We start from the raw sequence: 16,088 nt of genomic DNA, 5'->3' as shown, positions 1-16,088 counted from the left end.
AATTCGACGCTGGACCCCTGCTCCGGGTGCCTGACCGCCGGCAGATCGCGTCAAGAGATCTTCCTCTCGACGTGCGGAGCGCGGTAACTTGACCGAGCATCGATGCTGGTCGAGTTTCCGTCCCGAACGCCCAGGAGGCATTCATCCATGTGCGTCAACGACCACGAAGCACACCAGAACGTCGCGCCGCTGGCGGAGGAGCAACTGCACACCCTGACCCGGCGCGGTGCGCTGCGGGCCGCGACCGTCGCTGCGGCGGCGGGGGCCGTCGGCGCCGTGGGCGGCCTGGCCGCCGGTGCGGGCCCCGCGAGCGCCGCGTCGCGTGGCGGCGGCAAGTCCGGCCGGGTGCCGCGCGACCAGATCAGCGTGCAGCTCTACACCCTGCGTGACCAACTCGCCGCCGACCTGCCCGGCACGCTGCGGGCGCTAGCCGACATCGGCTACACCCGGGTCGAGCACGCCGGTTTCGTCGGCCGCACCGCCGCCCAGTTCAAGGCCGCCCTCGACGCCGTGGGGCTGCGGGCGACCTCGGGCCACGTCGGCATCCCGCAGCCGTTCGACGCCGCCGCGTGGAACGCCGCGCTGGCCGACGCGCGGCTGCTGCGCCAGCGCTACATCGTCCACCCGTTCTTCGGCGTCGGCGCCAACGGCATCATCCGCGACTCGGCGACCTACCGGGCCTTCGCCCGCGACCTCAACAAGGCCGGCGCGCTGGCCAAGAAGGCCGGGCTGCGGTTCGGCTACCACAACCACCACTTCGAGTTCTTCCGGCTCGACGGTGGCACCACCACCGGTTTCGACATCCTCACCAACGAGACCGATCCCGACCTGGTGCACCTCGAGGTCGACCTGTTCTGGGTCACCCGCGGTGCGCACGACCCGGTCGACGTGATCCGCGCCAACCGCGGGCGGATCCAGCAGTTCCACGTCAAGGACATGAACGACGCCGGCTCGTTCGCCGACGTCGGCGACGGCCTGATCGACTTCGCCCGGATCTTCCAGCACGGCAGGGAAGCGGGCATCGACGAGTTCATCGTGGAACGCGACGACGCGGGCACCCCGCCGCGCCAGCCGGCACTGGCGATCGACACGGCCCGGGTCGGTTACAACTACCTCGCCAACCTGAAGTTCTGACGGGGAGCGGGCGCGGCCGGTTTGCCGCGCCCGCACTTCCCGTCGTCGGCTGCTACGCGGCCGGCTGCCAGACGAACTCGCGTGCGGGTGCCGAGGTCAGTGACGCGAAGCGGTTGTTGACCTCGGTCGCTTCGCGGCTGTTCGGGAACGCGTTCGTGCAGGAGACCGGCGCGCTGCTGCCCGACATCAGGTCGCTGCAGAGCCCGGTGCGGCGGTCGGGCAGGCCGAGCAGGTGGCCGAACTCGTGTGTGGAGATGCGCGGCTGGTAGTAGCCCTCGTTGACCGCCTGGCGACCCATGATCCAGTAGCCGTTGCCGAGCGACTGGGTGTACGCGCGGGGCCAGCCGTTGTCCGCGTACACGCGGATGTTGGGTGTGCGGCCGGCCGGCACGGGCTCCAGGCGGACGTTGGTCACCCGGCTGTTCCAGTTCAGCGCGCCCTGGCGGGCCACCTGCTGGAACTCCTGCGCCTGGCTGACGTCGTAGTAGAGCACCCGGACCGCGGCCTGTGCGACGCCGGCCGTGGCCAGTTGCGCGCCGACCAGTGCGGCGGCGATCAGGATGAGGGTGGAGAGTCTGCGGCGTAGCGCCATCGGGGTCTCCTCGTGGGGGCGGGGACGGGGCTGCCGCCGTAGCCTATCGAGGAGTGTCGATTCGAGCGTCATCGCAAAGGGGCCCTACCGCGGCGCGATGGTAGGGCGGGCACTACCTCTGGTTGGGGTACCTGCGGCAGTGACCCGGACCGGCCCGGCCGGGAGAGTGGTTGCTGACGGGTTCGCGATTTCGGCTGGGGGAGCGGTGATGGGCGGACGATCCACAGTGGGCATCCGAGTCGCGGGACTGCTGCTGTTGGCGCTGCTGGGGATGACCGCGGGTGGTGTGCTCGGGCGGCTGCCGGCGGTGGCGGACTACTCGCCGGTGCCGGTCGGGCCGGTGGTCGAGTGGGCGGTGGACGCGAGCCGGTGACGGCCGCTAGCTAGTGGATGGCGGCCTCGCGGGCCTCGCGCATTCCCCGGTTGGCCAGGCGGTCGGCGCGCTCGTTCTCCGGGTGTCCGGAGTGGCCCTTCACCCAGTGCCAGCTCACCTCGTGCGCGCCCATCGCCGCCTCCAGCCGCTGCCACAGGTCGACGTTCTTGACCGGGGTCTTGGCTGCGGTCTGCCAGCCGTTGGCCTTCCAGCGCGGCAGCCATTTCGTGATGCCGTCGCGGACGTAGACGCTGTCCGTGTGCAGCCGGACGACCACCGGACGGGTGAGGCTCTCCAGCGCGCTGATCGGCGCCATCAGCTCCATCCGGTTGTTGGTGGTCGCGGTCGCCTCGCCGCCGCACAGCTCCTTCTCGACCGTGCCGTAGCGCAGCAGCGCTCCCCAGCCGCCCGGTCCCGGGTTGCCGCTGCAGGCGCCGTCCGTCCAGATGTCCACGCTCATGCCGGGCACCCTACGGGATGTACCATCTGGTACATGATGCTGACCACCAGCGCCGAAGCGCGGGCCGACCTCGGTGCCGCCTGGGCGGTGCTGCGCGACGTGACCGACTGGCCGCGCTGGACGCGCTCGATGACCTCGGTCGAGCGGCTAGACGACGGCCCGCTGCGGCTCGGCAGCAAGGCCCGGATCAAACAGCCCGGCATGCAGCCCCTGGTGTGGGAGGTCACCACGTTCACCGACGAGGCCGAGTTCTCGTGGACGAACCACTCGCCAGGTGTACGCACGACCGGCCGCCACCTTCTCCGATCCTCCGGCGACGGCGCCACGGTGATCACGCTGGAGCTCGAGCAGACCGGGCCGCTCGCCGGCCTGCTGCACCTGCTCTTCGGCCGGCGCAACCGGCGCTATCTCTCGCTCGAGGTGGCCGGGCTCAAGGCCGCGAGCGAAGCACGCGGGTGAGCGCCGCCCGCGAGACGCTGCTCGACCGGTGCTTCGAGGTCGTGCGCCGGCACGGGTTCAGCCACCTGAGCCTGCGCGAGATCGCGGCCGAAGCGGGCACCAGCCACCGGATGCTCATCTATCACTTCGGCTCGCGGGACGGGCTGCTCGCCGAGGTCGTCGGCCGGATGGAGGCCGCGCAGCGGGCGCTGCTCGCCGACCTGGTCACCGACGACGCGGACATCTTCGCCGTCTCGGCCGCGTTCTGGGCGCAGCTGACCAGCCCGGAGGTGCTGCCCGCGCAGCGGCTGTTCTTCGAGGTGTACGTGCAGGCGCTCTACGGTCGTGAGTGGACGGCTGCGTTTCGGGAGTCGGTGATCCGGGCCTGGGAGGAGCCGCTCGCCGAGCTGTTCCGGCGGGCGGGCATTCCTGGGCGCCGGGCCGACGCGTACGCGCGGCTCGGGCTGGCGGTGACCCGCGGGCTGGGGCTCGACCTGCTGATGAGCGGCGAGCGGACCGAAGTGGACGCCGCGATGGAGCTGTTCGGCGAGCTGGCGCGCGCGGACCTGCGCTGACACGTCGCGCTTGACGCGGTGGCGGCTCACGACAAATACTGAATCGAGATTCAGTGAATCGAGGTTCGGGGGATCGCGATGCGGGTTCTGGTCGTCGGCGGGGGAGTGGCGGGCACCGTGAGCGCGCTGGCGCTGCGGCGGACGGGCGCGGAGGTCACCCTGTTCGAGGCGCATCCCGATCCGGGTGGCGAGGTCGGCTCGTTCGTCAGCCTGGCGGTCAACGGGTTGCGCGGCCTGGCGGCGGTCGACTGCCTCGAGCGGGTGCGGGCGCGTGGTTGGGCGATCGCCCGGCAGCGGATGTGGACGGCCAAGGGACGCCCGATCGCCGACGTGCCACGCGGCCGGCGGGCCGGCGACCCGCTCCACAGTGTCACGCTGATGCGCGGCCATCTCGTCGGTGAGCTGCGGGCGGCGGCCGAGGAGGCCGGCGTCGAACTGCGCACGGGGGAGCGGCTCGTGGCGGTCGAGCCCGACGGCCGCGCTCGCTTCGCCGGTGGCCGGGTCGAGACCGGCGACCTGGTGGTCGGCGCCGACGGCATCCGATCCGTGGTCCGCCGCGCGCTGGACCCGGCGGCGCCGACGCCGCGTTATGCGGGCGTCTGGGTGATCTCGGGCCGCTCGCCGGTCGTGTGCGACGCGAGCAGCGAGGGCACCTTCAACATGACGGTCGGCGCGCACGGCGCGTTCATCCACGTCGAGCCGGCCGGCGGGGGCGAGGTGTGGTGGCAGGCGCAGGTAAACGCCGCCGAGCCACCGCCGCCGTCCCTGGCCGACGCCGAGCGCCTGCGGCTGCTGGACGACCTCTATGCGGCGGAGCCGGTCGCCCGGCAGATCATCGCGGCCACGACCCGGCTGCACCGGCCGAGCGTCAACCACGTCCTCGACCCGGTCCGGGTCTGGCACGACGACCGCACGGTCCTGGTCGGCGACGCGGCCCACCCACTCGGCGCCGGCCAGGGCGCGTCGATGGCGATCGAGGACGGTGTGGCCCTGGGAGCCTCGATCGGCGCCACAACGTCTGTCCATGAGGGACTGATCGGGTACGAGGCCGCCCGCCGCGGCCGGGTGACGCGCGTGCTGCGGGCATCGGACGACAACCGCGAGGTCAAACAGGCGGGCCCGCTCCGCCGCCGACTCGCGGAGATCGGCATGTCCGTGTTCTTCAACCGTTTCTACGAACGCGCCACAGGCTGGCTCTACGACTACGACCCGACGCCGATACGTCCCGCTGCGGGGCCAGAGCGCAGGCGAGCACCGCGGTGGCGACGGTGAGCAGGTCCTCGGTGACCGCGGCGGCGAAGGCGGTGACCCGCTCGGTGCCCGCCCAGCGGCGCCAGGTCGCGCCGGCGTAGCTGCCCGCGACCGCACCGACCCCGCCGCACACGGCGGCGAGACCGGGGTTGCCCCGGGACCGCAGCGCCAGCGCCGCACCGCCGGCCGCTCCGGCCGCGACCCGGCTGGACAGGCCCAGGGGCAACAGCCGGCTGGGCGTGTTGGGCAGCTTGTCGCCGACCAGTTCACCGGCGGCCGCGACCGTGAGCACGGCCCGGCCCGGCGCGGTTGCCGCGCGGTCCAGGACAGGGGAGGCCGTGCCCGGGCGGGTGGTCAGGGCGATCGCCGCGAGCCCGGTCATGCTCCGCCCACCGGACGCGACACCGACGAGGAACGCACTGGCCAGGGCGCCGATCTCCATGCGGGCCACGCTACCGGCCAACCCAGGCCACCGCTGCTAGTCGACGAGGCGGGCGCGGACCGCTGCGAGGGCTTCCGCGTCGACGCCGCAGTCGGCCAGGTATTTGGCCACCTCGCCGTGTGCGTCGTGCAGGTAGTCCAGGGTGTTGGCCATCAGTTGGCGGTCGACGCCCCTCGTCAGGGCGTAGTCGTCGGCGATCTGGTCGTGTGGGACGCCCGCGACCAGCAGCAGGAGGGCGACCAGGACGCCCGTGCGGTCCTTGCCCTCCAGGCAGTGCACCAGCACGCCGCCGGGTGGTGCTTCCGCGACCGCGCGGAACGCCGCGCCGATCTGTGGGCGGTTGTGCTCCAGCATCGCGCCGTAGCTGTCGGGCAGGAAGTCGTAGTCGTCGTCGCCGAGCATCGGCGCGTGCGTGTAGAGCGGGTCGCCCTCGAACGGGTTCGGGCGCAGGGCGCATTCGAGCGCCCAGCGCAGGTCGACGATCCGGCGGATGCCGCCCGCCCGGATGTCCGCGACCGCAGCGGGGGTCAGCCGGTCGAGGCAGTCGGCCCGGAGCAGCGCTCCAGCTCGGACCCGCCGGCCGTCGGTGGTGGTGAGGCCACCGAGGTCGCGCACGTTGGTGCAGTCCGGCCAGTCGAGGATCATCGGCGCCGTTCCTTCCGCGGGGGATCCTCATGATCCCCCGCGGAAGACGCGGCCCGCTACGGGTTGGTGCGGTGCGGGATGCCGAGCCGCCGGCGGCCCAGGAGGACCGAACCGACCAGGACGAGCGCCGTGGCGCCGGCGACGACGGCCAACCACGGGGAAGCACCCGAATCCGGTGTGGTGTTGGCGACCGGCGCGGCCTCGACGACCTCGTCGACCGGCGGCGGTGCGGCGGCGGCCACGAACGGGTCGCGGCGCTCGTCGACCGGGAGCACCGGCGGCTTGACCGGGCCGGACCAGTACTCGGCCAGGTGTTCCTTCGTCAGCGGGGTCACCGTCGGCAGCTGCCGGAGGCCTTGCTTCGCGCTGAGCGTGCCGATCTCGTACGGCGCGAACCAGCCCTGGATGCCGACCACGGTGAACGGCCCGTCATGCGGGAGCACGACGGACACCGCGTAGTGCGCCGGCTCCGGCAGCGCCACCGCGGGGAACTTCGTCTCGACGCCCTTGGCGTCGACCAGTCGCAGCGCGACCTCGTCGAGCTTGCCTTCGTAAGGATGGAAACCGTGTTGCAGGACCCACATGCCCACGGTGTACGTCTGCCCGGGCTGCAGCGTGGCCGGCATCGGCTCCAGGACCGTCGCCGCCCAGCCACCGGCACGGGCCGGGCTCGGCGCGGCGATCGCGCCGACGGTCACCGCGAGCAGGGCCGCCGCGAGCATGTGACGCAGGATTTTCGACATGTTCGCCACCTCCGCTGGTGACGAGCCGCGCGGTGGGTGGCCGGTTCCCGTGTGACCGGCGCCATCCGCCGTCACGTTCGGCGGTGGCTGTCTCGTCGTGAGTTCATGCGCGTACTCGTCATCGGAGGCTCGGGCGTGGTCGGACGACCCACCGCGAGCGCACTGTCCCAGCGCGGCCACCAGGTCGCGATCCTCAGCCGTGGCGGCACGGCGGGCCCGGCCGGCACGGAGTCGTTCCAGGGCGACCTCACCACGGGCGCCGGCCTGGACAAGGCGCTGGCGGGCGTGGACTGTGTGGTCGACTGCGCGAACGTCGCCACGATGTCCAGGTCGACGGCGGTCCGCTGGTTCAGCGCGACCACGACCCTGCTCGGCCGACTCGCCTCGGAGGCCGGCGTGAAGCACCACGTGGTGCTCAGCATCGTGGGCGTCGACAAGGTGCCGCTGGGCTACTACGCGGGCAAACTGGCGCAGGAGCAGGCGGCCATGCACGGCCCGGTGCCGGCCACGGTGCTGCGGGCGACGCAGTTCCACGAGTTCGCGGGCCAGACGATGGACCAGTTGCGGTTCGGCCGGTTCGCGCTGGTGCCGCAGATGATGACCCAGCCGGTCGCGGCGGCCGAGGTCGGCCGGGCGCTCGCCGAGGTGGTCGAGGACGGTCCGCGCGGCCGGGTGCCGGACATCGCCGGCCCACGCCCGGAGCGCCTCCCGGACCTGGCCCGCCAACTGTCCCGCGCCCGCGGCGACCGCCGCACGGTGATCCCGGTGCGCCTACCGGGCAGGACCGGCCGAGCCATCAACAGCCCAGCCATCCTCCCGGGCCCGGACGCGGTCCTCCGCGGCCCAACCTTCGCGGAATGGCTACCTTCCGCCACGAAGCCCTGATCGGGGCTGACGCTAGTCCACGACCAGCAGGGTCTTGCCTACTGTGGAGCGGGACTCGATCGCCGCGTGGGCGGCGGCGGCCTGTTCCAGCGGGAAGCGTTGGCCGATCACCGGGCGCAGGCGGCCGGCGGCTGCGAGCCGCAGAGCCTCGGCTGTCAGGGCGCGCAGTTCCTCAGGGGTGCCGGTGGCGCCCCTGAGCAGGGTCACGCCGCGAGCGGCAGCCTCGTCGTCCGTGACGTCCGACCACGCGCCGCTCGACAGGCCATAGCTGATCATTCGGCCGCCGCGGGTCAGTTGGTCGAACGCGGCGCGGGCCACCGCGCCGCCCACGCCGTCGAAGACCGCGTCGAACGGGCCTGCGGCCGCCGCCCAACCCGGGGCCGTGTAGTCGACTGCCTCGTCCGCGCCCAGCGAGCCGACGAGGCCCAGCTTCGCCGGGCCTGCGGCGCCGAGCACCGTCGCGCCCGTTGCCTTCGCGAGTTGGACCAGCAGCGTGCCGACCCCGCCGGCCGCAGCCTCGACCAGGACCCGTTCGCCGGGTTTCGGCCCCACCGCGCGCAGCAGCAGCAGCGCCGTGCGCCCGTCGGCGAGCAACGCCACGGCCGTGTCCAGGGCGAGGCCGTCGGGCACCGGCACCAGGCCCGCGGCGTCAACCGCGACTCGGGACGCGTAGGCGCCCGAGCCGCCGGTCGAGGTCACCACCCGCGCGCCGACCAGCGACGGGTCGACGTCCGCGCCGACCTCGCTCACCACTCCGCCGACCCCGTTTCCAGGGACCATCGGCAGTGAGCCCTGGTAGGGGCCGAAGCCCGTCGAGCGGAACATCGTCTCGATGAAGGTGATGTTGGCGAACGCCACGTCCACCAGCACCTGACCCGGCGAGGGCACCGGGTCCGGCGCCGAACCCGGTGCCAGGACCGTCGGGTCGCCGTACTGCGTCAACCACACGACTCGCATGCGACGAAGGATCACACCTCAACCCAGGTTGAGGTCAACGTTCGGCGACACCGCCGAGGACCGGCTTCACGTCGACGATCGGCGTACCGTCGAGAGCCTCCAGGTTGTTGACCTTGACCCGCAGCCCGTCGATCTCAAGGACCGTGACCCGGTGCAGGCCGATCGGGTTCGGGCGGTCCGGCGAGCGGGTGCTGAACACCCCCGTCAGCGGGCGGTCGGCGTCACCCCGCGGGCGCACCGCCAGCACGTCCCGGGCAGCCCGGTCGAACCAGGTCAGCACCAGCACCTCCTGGCCGGGCGCGAGGTCGGCAAGACCGGTCGCGACCGCGGCGTCGAACTCCAGCCACGCGTCCGGCGCGCCCTCGTCGCCCTGCCGGGGCGCGCTCGCGGCCGAGACCAGCGGAGAGGAGACGACCCCGATCGGGGAGATCTCAATCATCGGGCGATCGTAGCGATTCGAGCCGCCGGGCCAGATAGTCCCGCTCGGGGTCGTTGCCGACCAACTCGAGCGCCGCCCGATAAGCGGCAGCCGCCTCCGAGGTGCGGCCCAGCCGGCGCAGCAGGTCGGCCCGGGCCGCCGGGAGCAGGTGGTAGCCGGCCAGCCGCCGATCGAGGACGAGGCCGTCCAGCAGGGCCAGCCCGGCCTCGGGACCGTCCACCATGGCCACCGCGACCGCGCGGTTGAGCTCGACCAGCGGTGACGGCGCGACCTCGCGGAGCACGTCGTAGAGGGCCACCACCTGCGGCCAGTCGGTGGTCGAGACCGACGCGGCGTCGTCGTGCACGGCGGCGATCGCGGCTTGCAGGGCGTACGGGCCGGGCGGGCCGCCGGTCAGCGCCTCGACTACCAGCCGCCGCCCCTCGACGATCTTGTCGAGCGACCACAGTGAACGGTCCTGGTCCTCCAGCAGCACCAGCCGCCCCGCCAGGTCGACCCGGGCCGGCCGGCGCGCGTCGACCAGCAGCATCAGCGCGAGCAGCCCGGCCACCTCCCGCTCGCCCGGCAGCAGCCGGTGCAGGATCCGGGCCAGCCGCACCGCCTCGTCGGCCAGGTCGCCGCGGACGAGGGTCGAGCCGCCGGTCGCCGCGTACCCCTCGGTGAAGATCAGATAGACCACCCGCAGCACCGCCGGGAGCCGGTCGGGCAACTCGGCCGCGGACGGCACCCGGAACGGGATCCGGGCGTCGCGGATCTTGCGTTTCGCCCGCACCACGCGCTGCGCCATCGTCGCGGGCGGCACCAGGAACGCCCGCGCGGCCTCGGGCGTGGTCAGCCCGGCCAGGCACGTCAAGGTCAGCGCCAGTTGGGCGTCGAGGCCGAGTGACGGGTGGCAGCAGGTGAAGAACAGCCGCAGCCGCTCGTCGGGCGCGTCGTCGCTCCACACCGGATCGACGGCCGGCGCGCTGTCCCGGCGGTCGGCCTCGACCTGCAGCAGCGCCAGCTTCGCCGCGAACACCTTGTCGCGCCGGAGCAGGTCGACCGCCCGGTGCCGGGCCACCGTGAGCAGCCACGCGCCCGGCCGGTCGGGCACACCGTCCTTCGGCCACCGGGCCACGGCGGCGGCCACCGCGTCGGCGGCGACCTCCTCGGCGAGATCAAGATCGCCCAGGGTACGGACGAGCGCCGCCAACAGTCGCCCCCACTCCTCGCGGAAGACGGCCTCGACCGAGGCGGCGCCCGTACCCATCTCCTACTCGCCGAACTCCATGATCGGCCGGACCTCGACGGACCCGTACTTGGACCCAGGGCACCGTTCGGCCCACTCGATCGCGGCGTCCAGGTCGGGCACGTCGATCAGGTAGTAGCCACCGAGCACCTCGCGGGTCTCGGCGAACGGGCCGTCGGTGACCATCCGCTGGCCCTCGCGCACCCGCACAGTGGTCGCGGTGGCCGACTCCTGCAGCGCGTCGCCACCCTTGTTGACGCCGGCCTTCTCGATGGCCTCCGAGTACGCCCAGTACTCGTTCATCACCTTCTCGGCCTCGGCCGGGTCCGGGGTGCCGCGGTTCTCCTCGCTGTAGATCAACAACAGGTAGCGCATGGGTTTTCTCCCTCGGCATGCGGTGGTCGGTGACCACCTCTCATCCTGACGACGAGCGAACTGGCCGCAATCGACATCGCGGAGGAGATTTTTTAGACCGGTACCGAAAGGGTGACGGTCAGCCCGCTGTCGACGTCACCGGTGACCGTGCCCAGTTGCAGCGAGTAGCCGTCGCTGAACACCATGTCGGTCTCCAACGAGGTGTTGCGCATGTTGCGCACGCTCTGCTCGTAGCCGCTGGTGGCGTAGACCTGCCGGCTGGCGTCCTCGGGCAGCGCGAGCTGGCTGGTGCGCAGCTTGTCACTGGCCGTGGTCGCCTTCTCCAGCGTCGCATAGACCTCGAAGTGGATGTGCGGCCACCGACCGTCGTACGCGGCGGGGAAGACGCTGGTGAACGCCACTTTGCCGGCGGCGTCGGCGACCTGGACCCCGCGGAGATAGTTCTCCTGCTCGACGCCCTTCGAATACAGCGAGTAGCGGCCCTCCTGGTCGCAATGCCAGAGGTAGACGGCGGCGCCGGTCAACGGCTGGCCGCCGCCGTTGCCGACGTCGAGCACCGTGAGCGCGATGGTCAGCGGCACACCGGCAGCGACGCCCGAGCCGGTGCCGAAGCTGCGGGTGATGTCGCTGCGCACGATGCCACTCTCGGTGAGCACGTTGACGCCGTTGGAACCATCGCCCGGGTACGGCCCGGCGGTCTCCTCCGGGATCTCCTCGTCAGCGGTCACATCCTGCGCCGCCACGGTCGCCGTGTCTGACGAGCACCCCGCGATCGTCGCCGCGCCGGCGGCCCCGAGCAGGCCGAGCAGTCTCCGCCGGCTGAGCAGCGTCGGCAGGTCGAGGGAGAGTCCCTGATCGTGCTGGTGCATCTGGCGGCCTCCTAGGTTGCGGTGGCCCCAAGAGTTCGTCGGGTTACTGCGCCGTCGCTGGCGGTGGGCTGTGCGGTGGCTGTGCGTCCAACTCCTGGAAGAGCGTGATGTGCAGGTCGCCCGGCGCGTCCAGGCGGGAGTTGAGCGACCGCCACGGGGTCTCCGTCGGCGGCGCCACCTGCTCGGCGCCAGCGTCGACCAGCTCGGCCGTGCCCGCGGTCGTGTCGTCGACCTCGAACGCGATCCGGAACCGTGGCGCCGCCGGGCGACCCACCTCGACCTCGTCGATGTAGCGGTGGTGCGCCGGGTTGGCCAGCTCCAACGTGGCCCGGCCGGCCTCGAGGATCATCACCCGCTCGTCACCACCGCCGCTGAACGCCGCCTCCTCGGTGAGCCCGAGCGCGTCCCGGAAGAACGCCACGGCCGCGTCATAGTCCTCGACCTCGACCACAAGTCGCATCTGGTTGACCCGCATGGCGATCAACCTAGCCGCGACTCGACCTCGTCCGCAGCTCGCGCAGGTGCTTGGCCAGTGTGCTGATGTCGCGGTCGGCGTAGCCGTCGTCGAGCGCGGCGGCGACCGCGGCCTTGTTGGCCTGCGCCTGCGGCACCGGCACGCCGACCCGCTCGGCCAGCGCCAGCACGAGGTCGGCGTCCTTGCTGACCAGGCCGAGCGAGAACGCGACCGGAGTGTCGTCGGGGTGCTCGAACACGGCCCGCTTGTACTTGAGGAACGGCGCTCCCGTGGCACCGGCCTCGAACACGTCGTACGCCGTCGCGGGGTCGATGCCGGCCGCCTGCGCCAGCACGTACGCCTCGGAAAGCCCTTGGTTGATGGCGATCAGCAGCGTGTTGATCGCGACCTTCATCGTGGCGCCGGTGCCTGTGGGTCCGATGTGGAAGACCTTGCCGAGGTGGTCGAGGATCGGCCGGACCCGGTCGAGGTCGGCCGCGTCGCCGGCGGCGAGCACGGCCAGCGTCCCGGCCTCGACGCTGGACCCGCTGCCGGACACCGGCGAGTCGACGTGCACGCCGCCCGCGCCGCGGACCATCTCGGCCAGCCGCAGTGTGGTGTGGGGGTCGATCGTGCTGGTGTCGACGACCGTGGTGCCCCGGCGCAGGCCGGCGACGATCCCGTCGCGGCCCTCGTGGACGGCCAGGTCCGCCGCGTCGTTGGCGACCGAGACGAAGACGACGTCGGAGGTGCCGGCGGCCTCGCGTGGTGTGCCGGCCACCGTCGCGCCGGTGCGGGCCGCGACGTCCTCGGCGGTTTCCCGCGTGCGGTTCCAGACGGTCACCGGGTAGCCGACGGCGCGGAGCCGCTTCACCAGCGCGGCGCCCATGTTCCCGATGCCGATGACCGCCAGCCGTGTCGCCTCGCTCATCCCCCCATCCTCCCGCTCGGTGGTCCGACCGCGGCGGTCGGACCCGGCGGACGGGTGCCCTGGTTGTCGACGAGTCGGGTGGCGATGTTGCTGAGGGCGCGGTCCAGGTCGGCGCGGGTCGGTCGCTGGCCGTCGCGTTCCGGGAGCTTGGTGAGCAGCCAGTTCTTCCACGCCTCGGCGAGCTGGGCGTAGTACTCCTCGCCGCGCCCGGTCAGGCTCAGGCACTCGTCGTCGTCGATGGCGACCAGGCCGCGCCAGGCCGCCTGGGCGAACGCGGGCCGCAGCACCGGGCCGGGTATCTCGAAGGCGCGGCCGATGCCGGCCAGGTCGATGGGTCCGGCATATCGGGTACGCAGGTGGATCTGGGCCAGGCACCAGGCGTCGGCGGGGTTCAGGCCGGTGCCGGACGCCGCCAGCACGGTCGGTGCGGCGGCCGGTCCCTCGCTGCGGAACACCCGGGAGATCGCCTTCTCCAGCTCGCCGTCGGAGCTCTGCGCCTCCGGCATCCCGAAGCCCTCGCCGAGGTCGGGTGCGGCGGCCCGGGCCATGTCGCGCAGTGGCACCTCCTTGAGGAACCAGGCGAGCGCGAAGGCGACCAGCGGCACCGGCACCGCGTAGAGGAAGAGGCTGTGCACCGACTGCGCGTACGCCTCGATGATCGGTCCTGATTGTGCCGGTGGCAGGTTGTGCACCGCGGTCGGCAGGCCGACGACGTGGGGTGGCAGCGGGCCCACCTGGCGCAGCGCGGCGGTCAGGTGCTCGTTGAGCTGGTTGGCGAAGATCGTGCCGAACACGGCCGCGCCGAACGAGCTGCCCAGGGTGCGCAGGAACGTCACGCCCGAGGTGGCGACGCCGAGGTCCCGGTACGCGACCGTGTTCTGCACGATGATGATCAGGATCTGCATGGACAGGCCGATCCCGACGCCGAACACGAACATGTAGAGCGACGTGACCATGACGGACGTGTCGGTGCCCATCCTCGACAGCAGGTAGAGCCCGAGCGCCATGACCAGGCCGCCGGCGATCGGGAAGGCCTTGTAGCGGCCCGTCCGGCTGACCGTGTTGCCGGCCAGCACCGCCGTGACCAGCAGACCGATCACGAGCGGCAGCGTGCGTACGCCGGAGACCGTCGCGGAGACACCTTGGACCCATTGGAGGTACGTGGGCAGGAAGGTGAGCGCGCCGAGCAGGGTGAAGCCGACGACGAAGCTGAGCGCGGACGACACCACGAAGACGCGCGACTGGAAGAGCCGGATGGGCAGCACGGGCTCCTTGGCGCGGCGCTCGGCGAAGCCGAAGGCGACCAGCAGCGCGACGGACACCGCGAACAGCCCGATGATCACCGGGGAGGTCCAGGCGTACTCGGTGCCGCCCCAACTCGTCGCGAGCGTCAGCCCGGCCGCGCCGGTGCCGATCAGCACGATGCCGGTGTAGTCGATGATCGGCCGCCGGTCGCTGGTGATCGCCGGGATCGTGCGGGCCGCGACCAGGATGACCAGGATGGCGAGCGGGACGTTGATGTAGAAGACCCAGCGCCAGCCGAGGCCGCTGTCGGTGAACAGGCCGCCGATCAGCGGGCCGACCACGGTGGCGAGACCGAAGACGGCGCCGAGGCCGCCCTGGTAGCGGCCCCGGTCGCGGAGGGGGATCACGTCGCCGATGAGCGCGGTGGCGGTGACCAGCAGCCCGCCGGCGCCGATGCCCTGGACGGCGCGGGAGGTGACGAGCCAGATCAGACTCTGTGCGGCGCCGCACAACAGCGAGCCGACGATGAAGATCAGGGCGCTGACCTGGAAGATCCGCTTGCGGCCGAACTGATCGCCGAACTTGCCGGCGAGCGCGGCGGCCACGGTCTGGGTGAGCAGGTAGGCGGTGACCACCCAGGACAGATGGTTGGCGCCGCCGAGATCACCGACGATCGTGGGCAGGGCGGTCGCGACCACGGTCTGGTCCATCGCCGCGAGCAGCAGCCCGAGCGCGACCGTGCCGTAGATGACGTTGATCTGGCGCCGGGTGAGCTGCGGCCGGCGGACGTCGTCGTCGGGTGGAACCGTCGTGACCGCCAACGCGCACCCCCGGTGTATGGCATTGCCCGCTTTTCACCTTATGGGCGGCACCAGGACGCTGAGGCAGGTTACGCAACCTTCGAGCTTCTCGTACTCGCTGATGTCGACGACGATCGGCGCGAACCCCATCTGGTCGATGAGGTCCGTCGTGCGTGGTGCCGAGGCGGCGATCAGCACCCGCTCGTCGCCGAGGGGCACGAGGTGGCAGCCGGCCTCTTCCTCGACGGGGAGAAGCTGGGGGAGAGCCTGGATGTCGATCAGGTTGGGCAGGGCGACGAGGGTGCCGTCGGGGAGTGCGGTGACGGCCGACTTGAGATGCAGCACGCCGTGCAGGGTGACGGGGGTGGTGGTCCGGCCGCGGGTGGCGAGGTGGGTTTTCAGCTGGTCGAAGCCGCCCTTGTTGGTGCGGCCCCCGAGGCCGACGTAGACGTGGTCGCCGACCTGGAGCACGTCGCCGCCGTCGAGGGTGCCGGGAGCTTGGATCTCGACGACGTCGAGGAGCAGCGCCTCGGCCGCGGCCCGCGCACCGCTGACCTCTTGCCGGCGCTCCGGCGCACCGGGCCGGGTGACGACGGCGAGGTCGTCGCAGACGACGAGGGTGTCCTCGACGAAGACGCTGTCCGGACAGTCGTCGGCGGGTGCGACGTCGACGACGGACCATCCGGCGGCGGCGAGCGCTTCCCGGTAGGCGTCATGCTGCCGCCGGGCAAGCTCGACATCCACGGGTGTACGCGCGATGTGCGTGACAATCCCATCGGCCAACCGCGAACTCGGCACCCGAACCAGAGCCGTCCCCGTGATCATGCATCCGATTCTGTGCGCCCCCACCCACCAACGCAACGCATGCGCGGACGTAGGCAGCCGTTGATCGCATGCAAAGGCCCACGGCACGCCGCGCTGATGGCGCCGCGCACGAGAGAGGCCTGCGATGCCGTGCGACTCCGGCCGTGCGGCCGCGTTGCCGCGGACGGGTCCGGGAAGGTCGCGCTGCCGCGCGGTCTGTCGGCGGGCTGTGCTGCCGCGCCGCGATGCCGTGCGAGCCCGGTCGCGCTCCCGGGTTGCCGCGCACGGTCCGGGAGGGCCGCGCTGCCGCGCGCGGTCCGGGTCGGCCCGTGCTGCCCCGCGCTGCCGCCGCGGTCTGCGGCGGGCTGTGCTGCCGCGCGGTGATGCCGTGCGAGCCTGGTCGCGCTCCCGGGTTGCGTTGGACGGTCCGGGAAGGTCGCGCTGGCGT

At 72.3% G+C, this 16,088-nt stretch carries 20 protein-coding genes; 6 read left to right on the top strand and 14 right to left on the bottom strand.

What is annotated here, in order from left to right; translation table 11 throughout:
- The first annotated feature begins 147 nt into the window (after window positions 1-147).
- Complete coding sequence (locus Air01nite_RS34005; protein WP_203707476.1) at window positions 148-1,134, top strand: sugar phosphate isomerase/epimerase family protein; 987 nt, start codon at window positions 148-150, stop codon at window positions 1,132-1,134.
- Between the two features lie 52 nt (window positions 1,135-1,186).
- On the opposite strand, the gene Air01nite_RS34000 is transcribed toward Air01nite_RS34005, so the two are convergent.
- Window positions 1,187-1,726 carry a snapalysin family zinc-dependent metalloprotease gene (locus Air01nite_RS34000; RefSeq protein WP_203707475.1) on the bottom strand — a complete coding sequence of 180 codons (540 nt, stop codon included), beginning with the start codon at window positions 1,724-1,726 and terminating at the stop codon, window positions 1,187-1,189.
- A gap of 208 nt (window positions 1,727-1,934) precedes the next feature.
- Here Air01nite_RS34000 and Air01nite_RS33995 point away from each other — a divergent pair, with 208 nt between their 5' ends.
- A complete protein-coding gene (locus Air01nite_RS33995) occupies window positions 1,935-2,099 on the top strand; it encodes a hypothetical protein (protein WP_203707474.1) in 165 nt (54 codons plus the stop codon).
- Between the two features lie 10 nt (window positions 2,100-2,109).
- Here Air01nite_RS33995 and rnhA read toward each other — a convergent pair whose 3' ends face one another.
- On the bottom strand, window positions 2,110-2,559 hold the full coding sequence (gene rnhA / locus Air01nite_RS33990) for a ribonuclease HI (RefSeq protein WP_203707473.1): 450 nt from the start codon (window positions 2,557-2,559) through the stop codon (window positions 2,110-2,112).
- A 33-nt stretch (window positions 2,560-2,592) separates the two neighbouring features.
- On the opposite strand from rnhA, the gene Air01nite_RS33985 reads away from it, so the two are divergent.
- The 3 genes from Air01nite_RS33985 (at window position 2,593) to Air01nite_RS33975 (ending at window position 4,844) form a co-directional block, all read left to right on the top strand.
- Entirely contained in the window at window positions 2,593-3,018 is a 426-nt protein-coding gene (locus Air01nite_RS33985; protein ID WP_203707472.1) for an SRPBCC family protein, read from the top strand.
- Window positions 3,015-3,572 (top strand): TetR/AcrR family transcriptional regulator, encoded by a 558-nt coding sequence (locus Air01nite_RS33980; RefSeq protein ID WP_203707471.1) that lies wholly within the window; start codon window positions 3,015-3,017, stop codon window positions 3,570-3,572. Before Air01nite_RS33985 ends, Air01nite_RS33980 begins: the two co-directional genes overlap by 4 nt.
- Before the next feature lie 78 nt (window positions 3,573-3,650).
- Window positions 3,651-4,844: an FAD-dependent oxidoreductase gene (locus Air01nite_RS33975; protein ID WP_203707470.1), complete on the top strand. Its 1,194-nt coding sequence runs from the start codon at window positions 3,651-3,653 to the stop codon at window positions 4,842-4,844.
- Here Air01nite_RS33975 and Air01nite_RS33970 read toward each other — a convergent pair.
- From Air01nite_RS33970 to Air01nite_RS33960, 3 genes are read right to left on the bottom strand one after another with little or no spacing between them, the layout of a single operon-like run.
- Window positions 4,735-5,265 (bottom strand): hypothetical protein, encoded by a 531-nt coding sequence (locus tag Air01nite_RS33970; protein ID WP_203707469.1) that lies wholly within the window; start codon window positions 5,263-5,265, stop codon window positions 4,735-4,737. The two genes, Air01nite_RS33975 and Air01nite_RS33970, sit on opposite strands and share 110 nt — an antisense overlap.
- 36 nt (window positions 5,266-5,301) lie before the next feature.
- Window positions 5,302-5,910 carry a tyrosine-protein phosphatase gene (locus Air01nite_RS33965; RefSeq protein WP_203707468.1) on the bottom strand — a complete coding sequence of 203 codons (609 nt, stop codon included), beginning with the start codon at window positions 5,908-5,910 and terminating at the stop codon, window positions 5,302-5,304.
- A gap of 56 nt (window positions 5,911-5,966) precedes the next feature.
- Window positions 5,967-6,653, bottom strand: a complete 687-nt coding sequence (locus tag Air01nite_RS33960; protein ID WP_203707467.1) for a hypothetical protein — start codon at window positions 6,651-6,653, stop codon at window positions 5,967-5,969.
- A gap of 105 nt (window positions 6,654-6,758) precedes the next feature.
- Here Air01nite_RS33960 and Air01nite_RS33955 point away from each other — a divergent pair, with 105 nt between their 5' ends.
- Window positions 6,759-7,538: an SDR family oxidoreductase gene (locus Air01nite_RS33955; protein ID WP_203707466.1), complete on the top strand. Its 780-nt coding sequence runs from the start codon at window positions 6,759-6,761 to the stop codon at window positions 7,536-7,538.
- 12 nt (window positions 7,539-7,550) lie between these two features.
- Here the strand turns inward: Air01nite_RS33955 and Air01nite_RS33950 are convergent, their stop codons facing one another.
- The 9 genes from Air01nite_RS33950 to ddaH all read right to left on the bottom strand — a co-directional run bounded on the left by Air01nite_RS33950 (window position 7,551) and on the right by ddaH (window position 15,661).
- A complete protein-coding gene (locus Air01nite_RS33950; protein ID WP_203707465.1) occupies window positions 7,551-8,495 on the bottom strand; it encodes a zinc-binding dehydrogenase in 945 nt (314 codons plus the stop codon).
- A 34-nt stretch (window positions 8,496-8,529) separates the two neighbouring features.
- Window positions 8,530-8,934: a tRNA (N6-threonylcarbamoyladenosine(37)-N6)-methyltransferase TrmO gene (gene tsaA, locus Air01nite_RS33945; protein WP_203707464.1), complete on the bottom strand. Its 405-nt coding sequence runs from the start codon at window positions 8,932-8,934 to the stop codon at window positions 8,530-8,532.
- The gene (locus Air01nite_RS33940) at window positions 8,927-10,183 is read right to left on the bottom strand and encodes an RNA polymerase sigma factor (RefSeq protein WP_203707463.1); all 1,257 of its coding nucleotides are present in this window, start codon (window positions 10,181-10,183) and stop codon (window positions 8,927-8,929) included. The genes tsaA and Air01nite_RS33940 overlap by 8 nt, the downstream gene beginning before the upstream one ends.
- A gap of 3 nt (window positions 10,184-10,186) precedes the next feature.
- Window positions 10,187-10,537 (bottom strand): YciI family protein, encoded by a 351-nt coding sequence (locus Air01nite_RS33935; RefSeq protein ID WP_203707462.1) that lies wholly within the window; start codon window positions 10,535-10,537, stop codon window positions 10,187-10,189.
- Window positions 10,538-10,629: 92 nt separating this feature from the next.
- A complete protein-coding gene (locus Air01nite_RS33930) occupies window positions 10,630-11,406 on the bottom strand; it encodes a dioxygenase family protein (protein WP_203707461.1) in 777 nt (258 codons plus the stop codon).
- Between the two features lie 43 nt (window positions 11,407-11,449).
- Entirely contained in the window at window positions 11,450-11,881 is a 432-nt protein-coding gene (locus Air01nite_RS33925; protein ID WP_239091157.1) for a VOC family protein, read from the bottom strand.
- A gap of 10 nt (window positions 11,882-11,891) precedes the next feature.
- Window positions 11,892-12,791 (bottom strand): NAD(P)-dependent oxidoreductase, encoded by a 900-nt coding sequence (locus Air01nite_RS33920; RefSeq protein WP_203707460.1) that lies wholly within the window; start codon window positions 12,789-12,791, stop codon window positions 11,892-11,894.
- Complete coding sequence (locus tag Air01nite_RS33915; RefSeq protein ID WP_239091156.1) at window positions 12,788-14,857, bottom strand: MDR family MFS transporter; 2,070 nt, start codon at window positions 14,855-14,857, stop codon at window positions 12,788-12,790. The genes Air01nite_RS33920 and Air01nite_RS33915 overlap by 4 nt, the downstream gene beginning before the upstream one ends.
- A gap of 33 nt (window positions 14,858-14,890) precedes the next feature.
- On the bottom strand, window positions 14,891-15,661 hold the full coding sequence (gene ddaH / locus Air01nite_RS33910; RefSeq protein ID WP_203707459.1) for a dimethylargininase: 771 nt from the start codon (window positions 15,659-15,661) through the stop codon (window positions 14,891-14,893).
- Window positions 15,662-16,088: the final 427 nt, after the last annotated feature.

Source organism: Asanoa iriomotensis, assembly GCF_016862515.1.
GTDB lineage: Bacteria > Actinomycetota > Actinomycetes > Mycobacteriales > Micromonosporaceae > Asanoa > Asanoa iriomotensis.
This window is presented reverse-complemented; position numbering and strand designations above follow the sequence as displayed.

Excerpts from the sequence above, each read along its gene's own strand:
- Air01nite_RS33935 (WP_203707462.1), bottom strand. The coding sequence starts at position 10,537 with ATGCGCTACCTGTTGTTGATCTACAGCGAGGAGAACCGCGGCACCCCG.
- Air01nite_RS34000 (WP_203707475.1), bottom strand. The coding sequence starts at position 1,726 with ATGGCGCTACGCCGCAGACTCTCCACCCTCATCCTGATCGCCGCCGCA.
- Air01nite_RS33965 (WP_203707468.1), bottom strand. The coding sequence starts at position 5,910 with ATGATCCTCGACTGGCCGGACTGCACCAACGTGCGCGACCTCGGTGGC.
- Air01nite_RS33950 (WP_203707465.1), bottom strand. The coding sequence starts at position 8,495 with ATGCGAGTCGTGTGGTTGACGCAGTACGGCGACCCGACGGTCCTGGCA.
- ddaH (WP_203707459.1), bottom strand. The coding sequence starts at position 15,661 with ATGATCACGGGGACGGCTCTGGTTCGGGTGCCGAGTTCGCGGTTGGCC.
- Air01nite_RS34005 (WP_203707476.1), top strand. The coding sequence starts at position 148 with ATGTGCGTCAACGACCACGAAGCACACCAGAACGTCGCGCCGCTGGCG.
- Air01nite_RS33930 (WP_203707461.1), bottom strand. The coding sequence starts at position 11,406 with ATGCACCAGCACGATCAGGGACTCTCCCTCGACCTGCCGACGCTGCTC.
- tsaA (WP_203707464.1), bottom strand. The coding sequence starts at position 8,934 with ATGATTGAGATCTCCCCGATCGGGGTCGTCTCCTCTCCGCTGGTCTCG.
- Air01nite_RS33955 (WP_203707466.1), top strand. The coding sequence starts at position 6,759 with ATGCGCGTACTCGTCATCGGAGGCTCGGGCGTGGTCGGACGACCCACC.
- rnhA (WP_203707473.1), bottom strand. The coding sequence starts at position 2,559 with ATGAGCGTGGACATCTGGACGGACGGCGCCTGCAGCGGCAACCCGGGA.
- Air01nite_RS33970 (WP_203707469.1), bottom strand. The coding sequence starts at position 5,265 with ATGGAGATCGGCGCCCTGGCCAGTGCGTTCCTCGTCGGTGTCGCGTCC.
- Air01nite_RS33925 (WP_239091157.1), bottom strand. The coding sequence starts at position 11,881 with ATGCGGGTCAACCAGATGCGACTTGTGGTCGAGGTCGAGGACTATGAC.
- Air01nite_RS33960 (WP_203707467.1), bottom strand. The coding sequence starts at position 6,653 with ATGTCGAAAATCCTGCGTCACATGCTCGCGGCGGCCCTGCTCGCGGTG.
- Air01nite_RS33920 (WP_203707460.1), bottom strand. The coding sequence starts at position 12,791 with ATGAGCGAGGCGACACGGCTGGCGGTCATCGGCATCGGGAACATGGGC.
- Air01nite_RS33975 (WP_203707470.1), top strand. The coding sequence starts at position 3,651 with ATGCGGGTTCTGGTCGTCGGCGGGGGAGTGGCGGGCACCGTGAGCGCG.
- Air01nite_RS33995 (WP_203707474.1), top strand. The coding sequence starts at position 1,935 with ATGGGCGGACGATCCACAGTGGGCATCCGAGTCGCGGGACTGCTGCTG.
- Air01nite_RS33985 (WP_203707472.1), top strand. The coding sequence starts at position 2,593 with ATGATGCTGACCACCAGCGCCGAAGCGCGGGCCGACCTCGGTGCCGCC.
- Air01nite_RS33940 (WP_203707463.1), bottom strand. The coding sequence starts at position 10,183 with ATGGGTACGGGCGCCGCCTCGGTCGAGGCCGTCTTCCGCGAGGAGTGG.